The organism is Tolumonas osonensis, from assembly GCF_014202415.1.
Lineage (GTDB): Bacteria > Pseudomonadota > Gammaproteobacteria > Enterobacterales > Aeromonadaceae > Tolumonas > Tolumonas osonensis.
Genome location: NZ_JACHGR010000006.1, coordinates 16,771 through 31,758 on the forward strand (window position 1 = coordinate 16,771; position 14,988 = coordinate 31,758).

A 14,988-nucleotide genomic window follows, 5' to 3' on the forward strand; every position below is an offset into this window, starting at 1 on the left:
GCCTCAGCCTTTGTGATCAGATTCACTTACTCAGCAGATTTATCCATTCCGGATGCAACAAAATAATGGTGGCTGAATACAATGCATAAAGCAGATTTTTTTACCGAGACGTTATTTTCCGCTATGTCCACCATGCACAAAGATAAACCGAAACAGCTGAATCCGCTGCTGCCGGGCTATGCGTTTGATGTCTTCCTGGTATCAGGTCTGACGCCGATAGAAAAAGGCGGCGTGCTGGATTTTATTATTGACCGCCCGAATGGTATGAAGGGTTACATCATTAACCTGACCGTCAAAGGGAAGGGGAAGATATTTTCCGGCGAACATGAGTTTATGGTTGAACCGGGCGACTTGTTGTTATTTCCTCCCGAGGCGGTGCACTACTACGGCCGGGCGGATGACAGCGAGGAATGGTATCACCGCTGGGTGTATTTCCGGCCGCGGGCCTATTGGGCGGACTGGCTGAAATGGCCGCATGAAGTGGAGAAGGTCGGTCGGATCACTCTGCCGGATCAGCATCTGACCGATGAATTTGACACGCTGTTTCTGGATATCGAGGAAACACACAAAGAGATCCGCCCGATGTCGGAGCAGTTGGCGATGAACCTGCTGGAGCGGCTGCTGATCCGTTGCTACGAACAGACCTCACTTGCTGATCATGTACCGATGGATCACCGGATTCTGGAAGCCTGCCAGATTTTAAGCGCGTCCCTTTCGGCAGAAATCTCGATAGAGACATTGGCTGAACAGGTGTTTTTATCCCCCTCACGGCTGGCGCATCTGTTCCGGGAACAGGTGGGGGTCAGTATTGTGCGCTGGCGCGAAGATCAGCGGATCATCCGCGCCAAACTGTTACTGCAGACGACACCCATGCCGGTTGCCGTGATTGGCCAGCAAGTGGGCTATGACGATCAGCTCTATTTTTCCCGCGTCTTCAAAAAGCGGGTAGGGGTGAGCCCCAGCGAATACCGCAAGAGCGCCAGTTCGCTCTGATCAACCATCCACCGGCTGGAGCGGAGTTGGCAGCAACAGCTGATAAAACGCCAGATCCAGCCAGTCACCGAATTTAAAACCGGCATGACGGATCGTGCCGGCATAGGTAAAGCCCAGCTTTTCATGCAGCGCGATGCTAGCCTGATTACTCGCGTCAATACTGCCGATCAGTGTGTGATAATTCTGCTCTTTTGCCAGTTCAATCAGATGTGACATCAGAATATTGGCTATCCCTTTCCCCCGGTGTGCCTTGGCGACATACACAGAGTGTTCCAGGGTGTATTTGTTGGCCGGGTAGGCGCGGAAGCTGCCATAACTGGCAAATCCCATCAGCTCGCCCTGCTCATTCTCGATTCCGATCACCGGGTAATTGCCGGCCTCTTTGTTTTTGAACCAGCTGACCATGTTTTCCATGGTGCGGGCCTGATAATCATACAGGGCGGTGGAATGCAGAATGGCATCATTGAAAATATCGAGGATTGCGGCCGCATGCCGCTCATAACTACATGGAATTATTTGCATGATAAAGAAGTGGGTTATGCCGGAATATCGATGGATGATAGCATAAGTACATTCTTGTTCGTGGTGTGTAAAAACGTAATGTCTTATTCAAGATGGAACTTATTTCGCAAGGGGTGGATTGATACGCTGCCCCTGGTGGTCGCGGCTGCCCCGTTTGGTGTGTTGTACGGCGCACTGGCGATTGATAATGGTCTGAGCCTGTGGTCGGTACTGGGCATGTCGCTGCTGGTTTATGCCGGTGCATCCCAGTTTATCGCGGTGACTTTGCTGGCGTCTGCGACCGCCCTTCCGGTTATCTGCCTGACGGTGTTTATCGTCAATTTGCGTCACATGCTGTATGCCGCAGCACTGATGCCGCATGTGCGGGAAATCTCGCTGCCCCGGCGTACGCTGATGGCTTTCTGGCTGACCGATGAAACCTTTGCCGTGGTCAGTCAGCGGCTGCAGACCGAAGTACAACGCGGTGAACTGATCTGGTATTACCTGGGTTCCGCGCTGTTTATGTATTCCAACTGGGCGCTGTGTACGCTGGTGGGTGTCACGGTGGGCAGTCAGTTGCCCAACATGACCGAATGGGGGCTGGATGTCGCCATGGTGGTGGCTTTCGTCAGTATTGTGGTGCCGGCATTGAAACGGTTTCCGCAGTGGGCCTGTTCCGCGGTAGCGGTGGTGTGCAGCATCCTGATGCGCGACTGGCCAAATCAGAGTGGATTAATGATTTCATCGTTACTGGCGGTGATCACGGGGATGGTGCTGGAAAAAGGAATGAAGAAATGAATCACTGGACCCTGATTATCGGCATGATGCTGGTGACCTTCCTGCCACGCTATTTGCCCTTGCTGCTGGCCGGAAAGATGGAATTTCCTGAATGGCTGGAGCGTGCTTTCAACTATGTGCCGATTGCGGTGCTGAGTGCCATTATTGCTCAGACGACCCTGATCCACGACGGCGCCGTACAGCTGAACTGGCACAACGCCCATTTGATTGCCGCACTGGCCGCATTTGTGGTTGCGCTGAAATGCAACCGTCAGCTGGTGGTGATCAGCTGTGGCCTGCTGGTATTTGGCCTGATGCGCTGGTGGTTGTGACCAAAAGAAAAGGGCGTCACTTCAACTGACGCCCTTTTAACGGATATTTAAACGATTACTTCGTCAGCAAACGCTGGTGCAGCTTCTGTACAACCAGAGAAGCATCTGATTCCGGAACCAGGAAACAGAGGTTATGCGTGCTGGCACCGTAGCAGATCATGCGGACGTTGTGTTCGCTGACCGCATCGAATACCTGAGTACCCACGCCATTCACTTCGCTCATGCGGTTACCGATCAGGGCCACCAGCGCCAGATCGCTTTCTACTTTCACTTTACAGAACGCATTCAGTTCCGCCAGTACTGCATCGCTCAGAACAGAACGGCCACTGGACTGACTGCCGGTCTGATCCAGCGTGATAGCAACGCTGATTTCGGAGGTGGTGATCAGATCAACCGAGATACCGTGTTTGGCCAGAATGGTGAATACCTGCGCCAGGAAACCACAGGCGTGCAGCATGTTCGGGCTGTGCAGGGTCAGCAGGATCTGGTTACGGCGTAATGTTACCGCACGGAACAGCGGGCTGGATTCGGTGGTATCACGCACCCAGGTGCCACCGGCGGCCGGATCTTTACTGGAGCCGACGAATACCGGAATGCCTTTACGTACCGCTGGCTGCAGCGTCGCCGGATGCAGCACTTTGGCACCGAAAGTCGCCATTTCAGCGGCTTCAGAGAAGGTGATTTCAGGAATAGGATGTGCTTCTTTCACCAGACGTGGATCGGTGGTGTAGATACCTGGCACGTCAGTCCAGATTTCCAGTTCATCAACACCCAGTGCCTCTGCCAGCAGAGCTGCACTGAAGTCACTACCACCGCGACCTAACGTCGTGGTCTGGCCATCCGCGTTCGCACCGATGAAACCCTGGGTGATCACGATATGATCTTTCAGCAACGGCGCCATGTCCTGCTGAGCCAGATTGTGAATGGCTTCAATCGCCGGGGTGGCACGGCCAAAACGGCTGTCGGTACGCATGATCTTGCGTACATCAAACCATACCGCTTTGTGGCCCAGCTGATTCATCATTTCAGTGAACAGACGAGTCGACATCAGTTCACCCTGCGCCACCAGACGATCTTCCAGCGCAGCGTCGCTGTTCTGGGTAGCCTGACGAGCCATGTCGGCGATTTCTTTCAGAATGCCGTCCATGGTTTCGCGCAGTGGGGAAGGGTTACCCAATTCACTCAGAATGTTGTCCTGAATGGATTTCAGTTTTTTCAGATGAATTTCCTGCTCGGTAGCAGACAATGTTCCGCGCGCCAGATCAACCAGCAGGTTGGTTACACCGGAACTGGCACTCAGCACCACAACACGGGTGTTGGCAGTTTGAGTAACGATGGCTGCGCAACGGCGCATGGCTTCGGCATCGGCGACACTTGTGCCACCAAATTTAGCAACAGTAACCTTGCTCACGGGCTCTCCTTGAATAAGCAGGTATAACAAACTGATACAACGAAGGTGCAACTTGTGCGGCAGGAAGGGATATTCTTTCCAGCCAGAAGCGCTCCACCCTCAGGTGACAGCCCGGAGGATTCAGCCCCCGCAGCCGACAAACAGCATCGCCAAAGATGGTGTCTATCTCGGCGTTATACCCCCTGACTGACCTTCAACGGTTTTGGCACCTGTTGTCAGCGACCTGGATAACGCTCCTCTTCTGGCCCCATTTAACGTGTCAGCGGATGGCAACACTATGCTCATCGGCGCTGCGTCTGATGGGGTGCAAATTTATGCATTTGCCTGCGCATTGTAACAGGCTAACACCAAAAAGGGGAATCCCTCATGCACGATCAACAGTACACAAAAATAAATATTGAATGATTTCAGTGCTTTTTACGCGGGAGAAGTGTGATGGCGGTTTGACTTTATGTTAATAGTCGGTAACGAATGCAACAAACTGTGACGACTGACACGAACCATAATAGGGCAAGTTGGTAGATTCCCGATTGTGGAAACCAGAAATCTCCATTGCCAAACCGGGGCCGGACTATTTTACGGCCCCGTCTTTTTTTGCTTTTCTTATTTTTCTACAGACTTTTCATCAGGATCTTGGAACGACGCTGGTAGTTATACAGGCGCTGTTTTTCCATGGGTAACGCTTCTACCTCAACCGGCTCAAAACCACGTTCACGGAACCAGTGGATAGAACGGGTCGTCAGTACAAACAGTTTCTGGATGTTTTTGGCGCGGGCCAGATCTTCAATCTGCGATACCATACGATCACCGCGGTTAGAACTGCGATATTCCGGATGTACTGCCACACAGGCCATCTCAGCCATGGCTTCTTCTGGGAACGGATACAGTGCCGCACAGGCGATGATCATGCCGTCACGTTCGATGATGAAGAAGTTATCGATCTGCATTTCCAGCTGTTCGCGGGAACGCTTGACCAGAATACCTTCCGCTTCCAGCGGACGGATCAGATCCATGATGCCACCGATATCATCAATGGTGGCGGCGCGGGCCTGTTCCGCACTGTGGCGTACGATCTGTGTACCGATACCATCGCGCGTAAACAGTTCCTGAACCAGCGCGCCATCTTCCCGGTAACTGACCAGGTGACTGCGGGCTACGCCGCCGCGGCAGGCTGCAATCGCAGAACGGAAATAACGCGCGGTGCCTGAACTGTCCTCACCGGCTTCTTCAAGACGGCTCAGGTATTCTTCTGCCTGTTCCGGGAATAACTCGGCAACAACCTCGCCGTTATCGTTAATCACACCCTGATGGGAACAGAATGAAATCAGCTTGTCGGCATTCAGCGCGATAGCGACTTTGGCGGCCACCTCTTCCGAGCTGACACTGAAGCTCTCACCGGTAACGGAGAAACCCAAAGGCGAGATCAGAACAATGTTCTGCTGATCCAGCTGACGTTTGACACCGTCGGCATCAACCCGGCGAACACGGCCGCCATGGCAATAATCAACACCCTCATCCACGCCCAGTGGCTGAGAAGTGACGAAGTTACCACTGACTACGTTCAGATGAGCGCCCGCCATCGGGGTATTAATCAGACCCATCGACATTTTGGCCATGATATCCATTTGCATACCACCACAGACTTGTTTGATAACGCTGAACGTTTCATCGTCTGTTACGCGGATATGTTTATGAAAGCGCAGAGGAATATTATCCTGAATCAGTGCCGCGTCGATTTGCGGTCGGGCACCGAAAACCAATACCAGTCTGATCCCCAGACTGTGCAGCAGAGCGATGTCTGCAATCAGTGAGGAAAAGTTTTCATCAGCAACGGTTTCACCACTCAGCATGATCACAAATGTAGAACCACGGTGATGGTTTACATAAGGAGTCGAGTGACGGAACGCATGCACCAGCATTGCATCTCTTTCACGTACCATGGTTGGTCATGTCCTAACATCAAAAGTAGCGCTATGATGGTAAAAAACCCCACTCGCATCAAGTATAAATAATCATATTTTTTGATTTTTTATGTATTTTGTAGCGATAGGAAACAAGCAGCAGGATATAAATGAGGAGAACAGCGGAATGGTAAAAGCGATCTGTTTTGATTTTGACGGCACGCTGGTGGATTCCGAGCATCTGCATTATGCCGCATGGCAGGCAGAATTGCAGCCTTTTGGCTGTTCGCTGGAGAAAAGCCGCTATATGGCGCAGTTCTCGGGTGTGTCTACTTTTGCCACGGCAGAAACGTTGATCCGTGACTATCAGTTACCGATCGCGATTGAGCAACTGATGGATCAGAAAACAGCCCGTTTTCTCGCGTTATTACAGACCGAACTGCCGGTACCGATGCCCGGCGCCGAAGCGCTACTGCAGAAAATTCAGCAGACGGAACTGGCCATGGCACTGGTCACCGGTTCCTATCGCTGTGAAATTGAACCGGTACTGGAAAACCTGGGCTGGCGTGATTTCTTTCCATTGATTGTGACCCGGGATGATGTGCAACATGCCAAGCCGCATCCGGAGCCTTATCTGACCGCGCTTGAACGGTTAAATCTCTCTGCGACGGAATGCCTGGCGCTGGAGGATTCACCCACTGGCATTCGCAGTGCGCATGATGCGGGTCTGACCGTTCTGGCAGTGACGACCGTACATACCACCCTGGCGACCGACGCGGGGTACAGTGAACTGTTCTATTCGTTGCAGGCAGTGGGCGAGCATGTCGCGCAACTGATCAGATGATCCATTGACCCCGTGTGATGCTGCAAGCGCAGAATCATCTGAATTTTTCATTTAAATGTTGTAGTTTCAGCCGGAAAACGGGTATTAAATCAGCAGGATAATAATGGAAAACAGAGGGCGTCACGGATGTTAAACAAACAGGTAAATTTTATTGTCGATACTCAGGGCAATCGGGTTGCGGCGGTCGTTCCTATCGATATATTTGATGACTTAATGGTTCTGCAAAAAGCACTCATGACAAACAAGCCCGGTGAGCGGGAACTGTATCGTTTTCTGGTCAAGGATGCGGAAGCCAGCGGTTATCCGGTAGGGCAGCGTTATAAGCCCGGCTTTATGATAACGCAGGGCTCTACGGCAACGCTGGAGCAGGCGGGATCGTTACGTCAGGCGGTGATCGATCTGCGTAATAATCTGCTTGTCAAAGGTGTGCTGGTGCGGACCAAAGACCGCTATCTGTTTACCGATGACTATCTGTTTAACAGCCCGAGTCTGGCTGCCAGTCTGATTGCCGGTAATAACCGCAGTGGTCTGGATGCCTGGAGTAATGACGCCGGGTTTACATTGAAACAGTCCGGCTACGGGAAAAAATAATCGTTGATGTTTACCGCGCACCAGACAGGGTTTCTGCTGACCCGGCAAAGCCGGGATGTGGCTGACCATGCCCAGGCGGAATACTGGCTGGTTACGGGAGACGGACCGGTCCGTTTGGTGCTGGAAGGCGAACTTCCCTGTTTTTATCTGCCGCTGAAAAATAAAGAACGGGCGCTGGATCTGTTCCGTCAGCATCAGTTGCACGGGCGTTTGCGGACGACCCGGTTAAACACCTTTCTGCAGGAGCCGGTTTTGGCCTGCTGCTTTGCCTCCCTGGCGAGTTATCACCGCGCTGTCGAGTTACTGCATCTGCATCAGATTGATATTTACGAGAGCGATCTGCGCTTTGCGGATGTTTGTCTGATGAACCGGTTTATCACCGCCGGTATGCGTTTCAGCGGGGAATACCGGCAACGTGCCGGTTACCGCGAAGTCAGCGTCACGGCGCTTGAACCCGCTGAAGTGACACAGAAGTTCCGGATACTGTCACTGGATCTGGAATGTGCCATGAGCGGTGAGCTCTATTCTGTCGCCCTGCTGCTGCGTGAGCCGGATGGCCGTGAAATATCCCAGGTGATCATGGTGGGCTCGCCTCAGCCAGCGGAGCAGAATATTGAATGGGTGAATGATGAATATTCGTTGCTGCTGGCGCTGGAGCGCTGGTTCCTGCGTCATGATCCGGATCTGATCATCGGCTGGAATGTGGTGAATTTTGACTTCCGGCTGTTACTGCGGCGGGCTGAATTTCACCGGCATCCGCTGCGCTGGGGAAGGGGACAAAGCCTGATGCGCTGGCGTCCGTCCCGGATGGATGATCAGCAGGGACAACTGGTTCTCCCCGGCCGGGTGGTACTGGACGGTATTGACGCATTAAAGTCTGCCACGTTCCGTTTTGAACGCTACGGGCTGGAATCGGTCGCACAGGAATTGCTGGGCCGCGGAAAAGCGATACATGATCCCGATGACCGCGTTGCCGAAATCACCCGCCTGTTTCATCACGATAAGCCGGCGCTGGCGCATTACAATCTGGAAGATTGCCGGCTGGTGCTGGAAATTTTCGACAAGTGTCACCTGATACCGTTTCTTTGCCTGCGCAGCCAGCTGACCGGTCTGGAGCTGGATCGCTACGGTGGCTCTGTGGCCGCGTTTACCAATCTGTATCTGCCAAGGTTGCATCAGGCGGGTTATGTGGCGCCGAATCTGCCATATGGTGCAGTCGCCACCTCGCCGGGTGGCTATGTGATGAACTCGCTGCCCGGTTTTTATCACGATGTGCTGGTGCTGGATTTCAAGAGCCTGTATCCGAGTATTATCCGCACCTTTCATGTTGACCCTCTGGCACTGGTTCATGGCTTACAGGAGCCGGAAGAAGAGACTATTCCCGGTTATGTCGGTGGCCGTTTTTCCCGCTGTCATCACATCTTGCCGGGGCTGATCGCGCATTTGTGGGATGCCCGGGAACAGGCGAAAACGGAACGGGATCAGCCGCGCTCGCAGGCGCTTAAAATTCTGATGAACGCCTTTTATGGCGTGATGGGATCGGTTGGCTGCCGCTTTTTTGATCCGCGTCTGGCTTCGGGCATTACCATGCGTGGCCACTGGATCATGCAGGAAACCCGCACCTTTATTGAATCGCATGGTTATACCGTCATTTACGGTGATACCGACTCGACCTTTGTCTGGCTGAAAAACCGGGTGAGTCCGGAGCAGGCGCAGCTGATTGGCAAACAACTGGTCGCGAAGATCAATCAGTGGTGGCGGGAACGGTTAAAGCAGGAGTTACAGCTGGATTCCTGCCTGGAACTGCAGTTTGAACGGCATTATCACCGTTTCCTGATGCCAACCTTGCGGGGAACGGAGCTTGGCAGTAAAAAACGTTACGCCGGGCTGTGTTATGAGAACGGTGAAGACAAGCTGATCTTCAAAGGCATGGAGACGGTACGTTCCGACTGGACCGAACTGGCGAAGCAATTTCAGACCGGCCTGTATGAGCGGATTTTTTTGGAGCAGGATCCGCGTGCGTTTATCCGCGAAACCATCGAAAAAACCCAGCGGGGTGAACTGGATGAATGTCTGGTTTACCGCAAACGGCTACGTCGCAAACTCGACGATTACGACAAAACGCAGCCACCCCATGTAAAAGCGGCCCGGCTGGCCGATGAAATCCGCAAGCAGCGGGGGCTGGCACCGCGTTATCAGCACCGCGGCTGGATCGAATATGTGATCACAACCCAGGGGCCGGAGCCACTGGCTTATCGGCAGCATCCGCTCGATTATCAGCACTATATTGAAAAACAGCTCAAGCCGGTGGCGGATGCCATCCTGCCTTTTATCCATCTGCAATTTGATCAAATCGTCGATACCCAGCTCTCGTTGTTTTAACGGCGTTGCTGCTGTTGCCTGAATGTTAACCAGATGTTTTTGGTCTGTAATGGCACATTTCTTGATGAAATTAATTCATCCGGAAGGCGTATTTTCCGCATAAAACACTTTATTTTGTGAGGAGAATCATTACACTGAATCTTAGTAATAATGATTCTCAATAACTGGTGGTTAGGTATGTTACTGTCTGAATTAACACCGGGACAAACAGCCCGCATCGTGAGCATGGTTCAGCTTGATCCTGCTGTAAGACGCAAATTGATGGCGATGGGTGTGCTTCCGTCGTCGGAAATTCGTTTTATCCGGCAGGCGCCGATGGGGGATCCGCTGCAAATCGCGACGTCCAGCATTACGCTATCCATTCAGACAGCCTTAGCCCGTTTGATAGAGGTGCAAGCCGTATGAGTCATCACATCGTCACAGTCGGGAATCCGAACAGCGGAAAAACCTCCCTTTTTAACGCACTGACGGGCGCCAACCAGCAGGTAGGGAACTGGAGCGGGGTCACCGTCGACAAAAAAACCGGCCAATTCCAGTTTGAAGATTATGCGTACGAGCTGGTCGATTTGCCCGGTATCTATGCGCTGGAAAGCCGCGACAGCTCTATTGATGAGCAGATCGCCTTCCGTTATGTGATGAACAACAAACCCGATCTAGTGATCAACGTGGTTGATGCCAGCAGTCTGGAACGCTCATTACTGCTGACACTGCAGTTACGTGAATTAGGCCTGCCGGTACTGGTTGTACTGAATAAATACGATGTGATCAAACGCCGCAACCAGTCGGTGGATACCAAAAGCCTCAGTGAAAAACTGGGTTGTCCGGTGGTGGCACTGTCTGCTTATAACCGGAAAGAAGTGCTCTCTTTCAAAGCGATTCTGCCGGCACTGATTGAACAGGCGCAGGACACCCGGCCGCTGGCTCTGTCTTATGGTGCCGCGATCGATCCGCTGGTGGACGAGATTGCTGCGCAGCTGAATCATCCGCATCTGGCTGCCCGGGGTTGTGCATTGCGCCTGCTGGAACAGGATCCGGTGGTGGAAGAGGCGATGCAGGAGCAGCTTTCCGCGCCGGTCATGCAGCAGGTGGTAAAGTTACAAAAAGAGCAGGATCTGGATCTGACCCTGGCGGACGGGCGTTTCAGTTATGTCTATAACGAATGCCGTCCGGCACTGAAGCAACATGGCAAGCTGAGCCAGAAGCGCAGTGAGCAACTGGATAACATTCTGCTGAACCGCTGGCTGGGATTGCCATTCTTCCTGGGCATGATGTATCTGATGTTCCTGTTTGCGATCAACCTCGGCAGCGCATTCATTGACTTTTTCGATATTCTGGCCGGCGGCATTTTTGTGGAAGGCTCCCGGACACTGTTTGAACATATCGGTTTGCCGGAATGGCTGATCTCCCTGCTGTCCGATGGTTTCGGCAGTGGTATCCAGACGGTCGCGACCTTTATTCCGGTGATTGCCTTCCTGTATATGTTTCTGGCGGCGCTGGAGGCATCCGGCTATCTGGCCCGGGCCGCGTTTGTGGTGGATCGCCTGATGCGCTATCTCGGTTTGCCGGGCAAGGCGTTCGTGCCGATGCTGATGGGCTTTGGCTGTTCGGTGCCGGCGTTCATGGCGACCCGGACCCTGAATTCCGAGCGTGAACGTATGCTGACCAACGCCATGGCACCGTTTATGTCATGCGGGGCTCGCTTACCTGTGTATGCACTGTTCGCGGTAGCCTTCTTCCCGGAATCGGGCCAGAACGTGGTCTTTGCGCTCTATTTACTGGGTATTCTGGCTGCGATCTTTACCGGACTGGTATTGCGTAACACCATCCTGCCGGGCAAAAGCGAATCTTCCATCATGGAGATGCCGGATTACGAATTGCCGCGTCTGAACTACATTTTCCTGAAAACCTGGCAGCGCCTGAAGATCTTCATTCTGGGGGCGGGCAAAGTGATTGTGTTGCTGGTGGCTGTGCTGAGTGTGTTTAACTCCATGGGTACCGACGGCTCTTTCGGTAACCAGAATAATGGTAAATCGCTGCTGGCAGTTGCCGCACAGAAAGTCACACCGGTACTGTCTCCGCTGGGTATTCAGCAGGATAACTGGCAGGCAACCGTGGGTATCATCACGGGGATTTTTGCCAAAGAAGCCGTGGTTGGTACGCTGAATACACTGTATCAGTCTGATGTGGCTGGCGAAGAAGCGGCTGCCGAATTCAGTTTGTGGGCAAAGGTGACTGAAGCGGTCGAAACGATCCCGGCTAACCTGGCGGGTATCAATGTCAAAGATCCGGTGGGTCTGGATATTGGTGATGTCAAAGATCAGCAGGCTGCGGCGGAAAGTCAGGAAGTGGATATTTCTATCTATGACAACATGCAGCAACACTTTGCTGGTGCGGCAGGCGCATTTGCTTACTTGCTGTTCATTCTGTTGTACATGCCATGCTCTGCTGCGATGGGGGCGCTGTTCCGCGAGTCCGGACGTAACTGGGCTGTTTTCGTGGCATTGTGGTGTAACCTGCTGGCGTTTGCTGCTTCGACACTCCATTTCCAGATCGCGACCTTTAACGCGCATCCGGCTACTAGCCTGTTCTGGATTGCGTTCTACACCGGCGGTTTCCTGTTGCTGACCTTAGGCATGCGTCGCCGGGGTGATATTCTGCTGAACAAGAAGGTGCTGGTATGATTCTGCGTGAACTGGCTGATTGTCTGCAGCAGCAACAACGGATGACCGGGCGCGAACTGGCCCGGCAGTTCCAGACTTCGGAAGATGCTATCGATGCCATGCTGGGTGTCTGGATGCGAAAGGGACGGGTGCGTAAAGTTTCTGCCTCCGGATGCAGTGGCAGTTGCTGCGGCCAGCGTAGCGAGATTTACTATGAATGGCAGGCGGAAGGATTAATCGGCTTCATTCAGAAAAACTGACGACAGAACGCGCCCGGTATGACTGGGCGCGTTGCTTTCTGATGCCTATAATGGCGGTTTTCCGTACTGTAATGAGGTGTCTTCCATGCTTTCCCTCGCGATTATTTCCGACATTCACGGCTGTTACCCGGCACTGCAGGAAACCCTGCGGCACGCTGAGCAATTTCAGCCTGATTACTATCTGTTGCTGGGCGATATCCTGAATCACGGGCCCCGCAATCCGATCCCGGAAGGATATGCGCCGCCGGAGGTTGCCGCACTGCTGAACCCGTTGCGGGAAAAGATCATTGCGGTCAGAGGCAACTGCGACAGTGAAGTCGATCAGATGCTGCTGCAGTTTCCGTGTCTGGCTCCTCACAACCAGTTGTTACTCGGTGGCCGGCGCTGGTTCATGACCCATGGACATCTGTATGAAGCGGAGGAATTGCCACTGGCTGCCGGTGACGTGTTACTAAGCGGACATACCCATGTGGCCGGAATAGAACAGGATGAGCGGGGCATTTACCGGATCAATCCCGGTTCCGTGACGTTTCCGCGCAACGGGGCTGAGGCCAGCTATGCTATTTATAGAGGCGATGAACTGCAAATTATCGGTCTGAAGTCCCAACAGATACTGGCAAAGATCGCTCTGGTCCGCGCTTAACGCGGATCCTTCCCGTCCTTCTGAATTCGTTTCTGAATTCGTTTCTGAAACGTTTATGTAACCATGTTTGTGTGTTTCAGCATGGTTTACATAATTATTCTTTTATTTTGCTGCTCAGCTCTGATTTTTGCGCGTATATTCCGGAAAAATAGCCATTTAAAAAATATGATTTTGTAACGTCTCATATGTTACATATCTGTCCGGAGCCACTATGTTAGCCGAAAAACATTACCGTCCACTGCTGCATTTTACGCCGGCTTTTGGCTGGCTGAACGATCCGAATGGTCTGGTTTATAAAGATGGTGAATATCATCTGTTTTATCAGTATTACCCTGGCGACAGTGTCTGGGGTCCGATGCACTGGGGACATGCGGTAAGCCATGATTTGCTGTCATGGACGCATCTGCCGATTGCGCTGGCGCCGGATGAACTGGGCATGTGCTTTTCCGGTACTGCGACCGTCGATACCGGTGATAAATCAGGATTATTCGGCGGCAACGATGGTCTGCTGGCGTATTACACGATCGCTGCGGAGAAGCTGCCGGAGGATGTGGATTTTCCGCAGAGTCAGGGGCTGGCATACAGCTCGGATAATGGCCGTCACTGGACGAAATACAGCGGAAACCCGGTCATCCCGAATCCCGGATTGCAGGATTTCCGCGATCCGAAAGTCTTCTGGTATGAACCCGGCCAGCACTGGGTCATGGTGGTGACGCTCGGACAACAGATCGGGATCTATTATTCTGACGATGCGAAGAACTGGGTATTCAGTTCGGTGTTTGGTGAAGGGCACGGCGCGCATGATGAGCGAGCGTGGGAATGTCCGGATCTGTTTGAAATCAACGTGGAAGGCAGTACAGACAGTCGCTGGATCCTGATTGTGGGTGTCCAGCGGGAAGCCTATGCCGGCGGTTCCGGTACCCAATATTTTGTCGGCCGGTTTGATGGCAAACGGTTCGTGAATGATAACCCGCCGGAAACGGTGTTGTGGCTGGATCATGGCCGTGATTTTTATGCCACCCAGACCTGGGCGGATATTCCACAAAGTGACGGTCGTCGTATCGCCCTGGGCTGGATGAGCTGCTGGCCGTATGCCAACCATTTGCCGACGCACAGCTGGCGCTCGGCGATGAGTATGCCGCATGAGCTGACACTGAAACATACCGTAGACGGATTGCGTCTGCATCATGCTTTTATCCGTGAACTGCAAACAGCCTATGCCGACAGTCATCAGTTAGCCGGTATGACCCTGTCGGCGCCGGCAACCCTGTTCGAGGCAGAGTGGCGCAGTGCCTTGCGGTTAACCATGACCATCACTCTGGCTGAAAACAGTTCACTGTTGCTGACACCGCTGCAGGGTACACAGCTGATGCTGACCGTGCAGAATAATCAGCTGGTCCTGCGTTGTCTGCGGCAAGGCGCGTGGGGTAATGAGGCTTATGATCAGCATTTCCCGCATGACTACTCGCTTGAGTTGGGTATGAACCGGACTCTGACGCTGGATCTGCTGTTGGATCGCTGCTCGGCAGAGCTGTTGCTGGATGACGGACGTTATGCCGTTACCAATCTGGCTTTCCCGGAAGAAGGGCCGCAGCAGACGTTACGGGCTGAGCTGACCGCAGGCACCGCGCAGATTGATGCGGAATGGCATGTGCTGACTCAGCCTTGCTTGTTATCTGAAAAAACGGAATAG

The 14,988-nt window shown here is 53.0% G+C and carries 14 protein-coding genes and 1 riboswitch; of the genes, 11 read left to right on the forward strand and 3 right to left on the reverse strand.

All coding sequences use genetic code 11. The features are described from left to right. The first annotated feature begins 81 nt into the window (after nt 1–81). Complete coding sequence (araC, locus tag HNR75_RS09195) at nt 82–993, forward strand: arabinose operon transcriptional regulator AraC (protein WP_188026686.1); 912 nt, start codon at nt 82–84, stop codon at nt 991–993. On the opposite strand, the gene HNR75_RS09200 is transcribed toward araC, so the two are convergent. Next, nucleotides 994–1,515 (reverse strand): GNAT family N-acetyltransferase, encoded by a 522-nt coding sequence (locus HNR75_RS09200; protein WP_188026687.1) that lies wholly within the window; start codon nt 1,513–1,515, stop codon nt 994–996. A gap of 78 nt (nt 1,516–1,593) precedes the next feature. Between HNR75_RS09200 and HNR75_RS09205 the strand changes: the two genes are divergently transcribed. Both HNR75_RS09205 and HNR75_RS09210 read left to right on the forward strand, forming a co-directional pair. Continuing rightward, on the forward strand, nt 1,594–2,292 hold the full coding sequence (locus HNR75_RS09205; RefSeq protein WP_246358856.1) for an AzlC family ABC transporter permease: 699 nt from the start codon (nt 1,594–1,596) through the stop codon (nt 2,290–2,292). After that, the gene (locus HNR75_RS09210) at nt 2,289–2,603 is read left to right on the forward strand and encodes an AzlD domain-containing protein (RefSeq protein ID WP_188026689.1); all 315 of its coding nucleotides are present in this window, start codon (nt 2,289–2,291) and stop codon (nt 2,601–2,603) included. Before HNR75_RS09205 ends, HNR75_RS09210 begins: the two co-directional genes overlap by 4 nt. Before the next feature lie 55 nt (nt 2,604–2,658). Here HNR75_RS09210 and lysC read toward each other — a convergent pair whose 3' ends face one another. Both lysC and argA read right to left on the reverse strand, forming a co-directional pair. Next, nucleotides 2,659–4,014 (reverse strand): lysine-sensitive aspartokinase 3, encoded by a 1,356-nt coding sequence (lysC, locus tag HNR75_RS09215; protein ID WP_188026690.1) that lies wholly within the window; start codon nt 4,012–4,014, stop codon nt 2,659–2,661. 78 nt (nt 4,015–4,092) lie between these two features. Next, nucleotides 4,093–4,263: riboswitch (Lysine riboswitch) on the reverse strand. A gap of 362 nt (nt 4,264–4,625) precedes the next feature. Further along, a complete protein-coding gene (gene argA / locus HNR75_RS09220; RefSeq protein WP_188026691.1) occupies nt 4,626–5,954 on the reverse strand; it encodes an amino-acid N-acetyltransferase in 1,329 nt (442 codons plus the stop codon). A 148-nt stretch (nt 5,955–6,102) separates the two neighbouring features. Between argA and HNR75_RS09225 the strand changes: the two genes are divergently transcribed. From HNR75_RS09225 to HNR75_RS09260, 8 genes are all read left to right on the forward strand, one after another. Continuing rightward, a complete protein-coding gene (locus HNR75_RS09225) occupies nt 6,103–6,759 on the forward strand; it encodes an HAD family hydrolase (RefSeq protein WP_188026692.1) in 657 nt (218 codons plus the stop codon). Between the two features lie 126 nt (nt 6,760–6,885). Beyond that, the gene (locus HNR75_RS09230) at nt 6,886–7,350 is read left to right on the forward strand and encodes a DUF4357 domain-containing protein (protein ID WP_188026693.1); all 465 of its coding nucleotides are present in this window, start codon (nt 6,886–6,888) and stop codon (nt 7,348–7,350) included. A gap of 6 nt (nt 7,351–7,356) precedes the next feature. Further along, complete coding sequence (locus HNR75_RS09235; RefSeq protein ID WP_188026886.1) at nt 7,357–9,732, forward strand: DNA polymerase II; 2,376 nt, start codon at nt 7,357–7,359, stop codon at nt 9,730–9,732. Between the two features lie 177 nt (nt 9,733–9,909). Continuing rightward, a complete protein-coding gene (locus HNR75_RS09240; RefSeq protein ID WP_188026694.1) occupies nt 9,910–10,137 on the forward strand; it encodes a FeoA family protein in 228 nt (75 codons plus the stop codon). Then, nucleotides 10,134–12,413, forward strand: coding sequence for a Fe(2+) transporter permease subunit FeoB (feoB, locus tag HNR75_RS09245; protein WP_188026695.1), 2,280 nt, complete (start codon nt 10,134–10,136; stop codon nt 12,411–12,413). The genes HNR75_RS09240 and feoB overlap by 4 nt, the downstream gene beginning before the upstream one ends. After that, nucleotides 12,410–12,652, forward strand: a complete 243-nt coding sequence (locus HNR75_RS09250) for a FeoC-like transcriptional regulator (protein ID WP_188026696.1) — start codon at nt 12,410–12,412, stop codon at nt 12,650–12,652. The genes feoB and HNR75_RS09250 overlap by 4 nt, the downstream gene beginning before the upstream one ends. Before the next feature lie 85 nt (nt 12,653–12,737). After that, nucleotides 12,738–13,295, forward strand: coding sequence for a phosphodiesterase (yfcE, locus tag HNR75_RS09255; RefSeq protein WP_188026697.1), 558 nt, complete (start codon nt 12,738–12,740; stop codon nt 13,293–13,295). A 211-nt stretch (nt 13,296–13,506) separates the two neighbouring features. Beyond that, nucleotides 13,507–14,988 (forward strand): glycoside hydrolase family 32 protein, encoded by a 1,482-nt coding sequence (locus HNR75_RS09260; RefSeq protein ID WP_188026698.1) that lies wholly within the window; start codon nt 13,507–13,509, stop codon nt 14,986–14,988.

Excerpts from the sequence above, each read along its gene's own strand:
- HNR75_RS09205 (WP_246358856.1), top strand. The coding sequence starts at position 1,594 with ATGTCTTATTCAAGATGGAACTTATTTCGCAAGGGGTGGATTGATACG.
- araC (WP_188026686.1), top strand. The coding sequence starts at position 82 with ATGCATAAAGCAGATTTTTTTACCGAGACGTTATTTTCCGCTATGTCC.
- HNR75_RS09225 (WP_188026692.1), top strand. The coding sequence starts at position 6,103 with ATGGTAAAAGCGATCTGTTTTGATTTTGACGGCACGCTGGTGGATTCC.
- HNR75_RS09200 (WP_188026687.1), bottom strand. The coding sequence starts at position 1,515 with ATGCAAATAATTCCATGTAGTTATGAGCGGCATGCGGCCGCAATCCTC.
- argA (WP_188026691.1), bottom strand. The coding sequence starts at position 5,954 with ATGGTACGTGAAAGAGATGCAATGCTGGTGCATGCGTTCCGTCACTCG.
- HNR75_RS09230 (WP_188026693.1), top strand. The coding sequence starts at position 6,886 with ATGTTAAACAAACAGGTAAATTTTATTGTCGATACTCAGGGCAATCGG.
- HNR75_RS09210 (WP_188026689.1), top strand. The coding sequence starts at position 2,289 with ATGAATCACTGGACCCTGATTATCGGCATGATGCTGGTGACCTTCCTG.
- HNR75_RS09240 (WP_188026694.1), top strand. The coding sequence starts at position 9,910 with ATGTTACTGTCTGAATTAACACCGGGACAAACAGCCCGCATCGTGAGC.
- HNR75_RS09250 (WP_188026696.1), top strand. The coding sequence starts at position 12,410 with ATGATTCTGCGTGAACTGGCTGATTGTCTGCAGCAGCAACAACGGATG.
- HNR75_RS09235 (WP_188026886.1), top strand. The coding sequence starts at position 7,357 with ATGTTTACCGCGCACCAGACAGGGTTTCTGCTGACCCGGCAAAGCCGG.
- feoB (WP_188026695.1), top strand. The coding sequence starts at position 10,134 with ATGAGTCATCACATCGTCACAGTCGGGAATCCGAACAGCGGAAAAACC.
- yfcE (WP_188026697.1), top strand. The coding sequence starts at position 12,738 with ATGCTTTCCCTCGCGATTATTTCCGACATTCACGGCTGTTACCCGGCA.
- HNR75_RS09260 (WP_188026698.1), top strand. The coding sequence starts at position 13,507 with ATGTTAGCCGAAAAACATTACCGTCCACTGCTGCATTTTACGCCGGCT.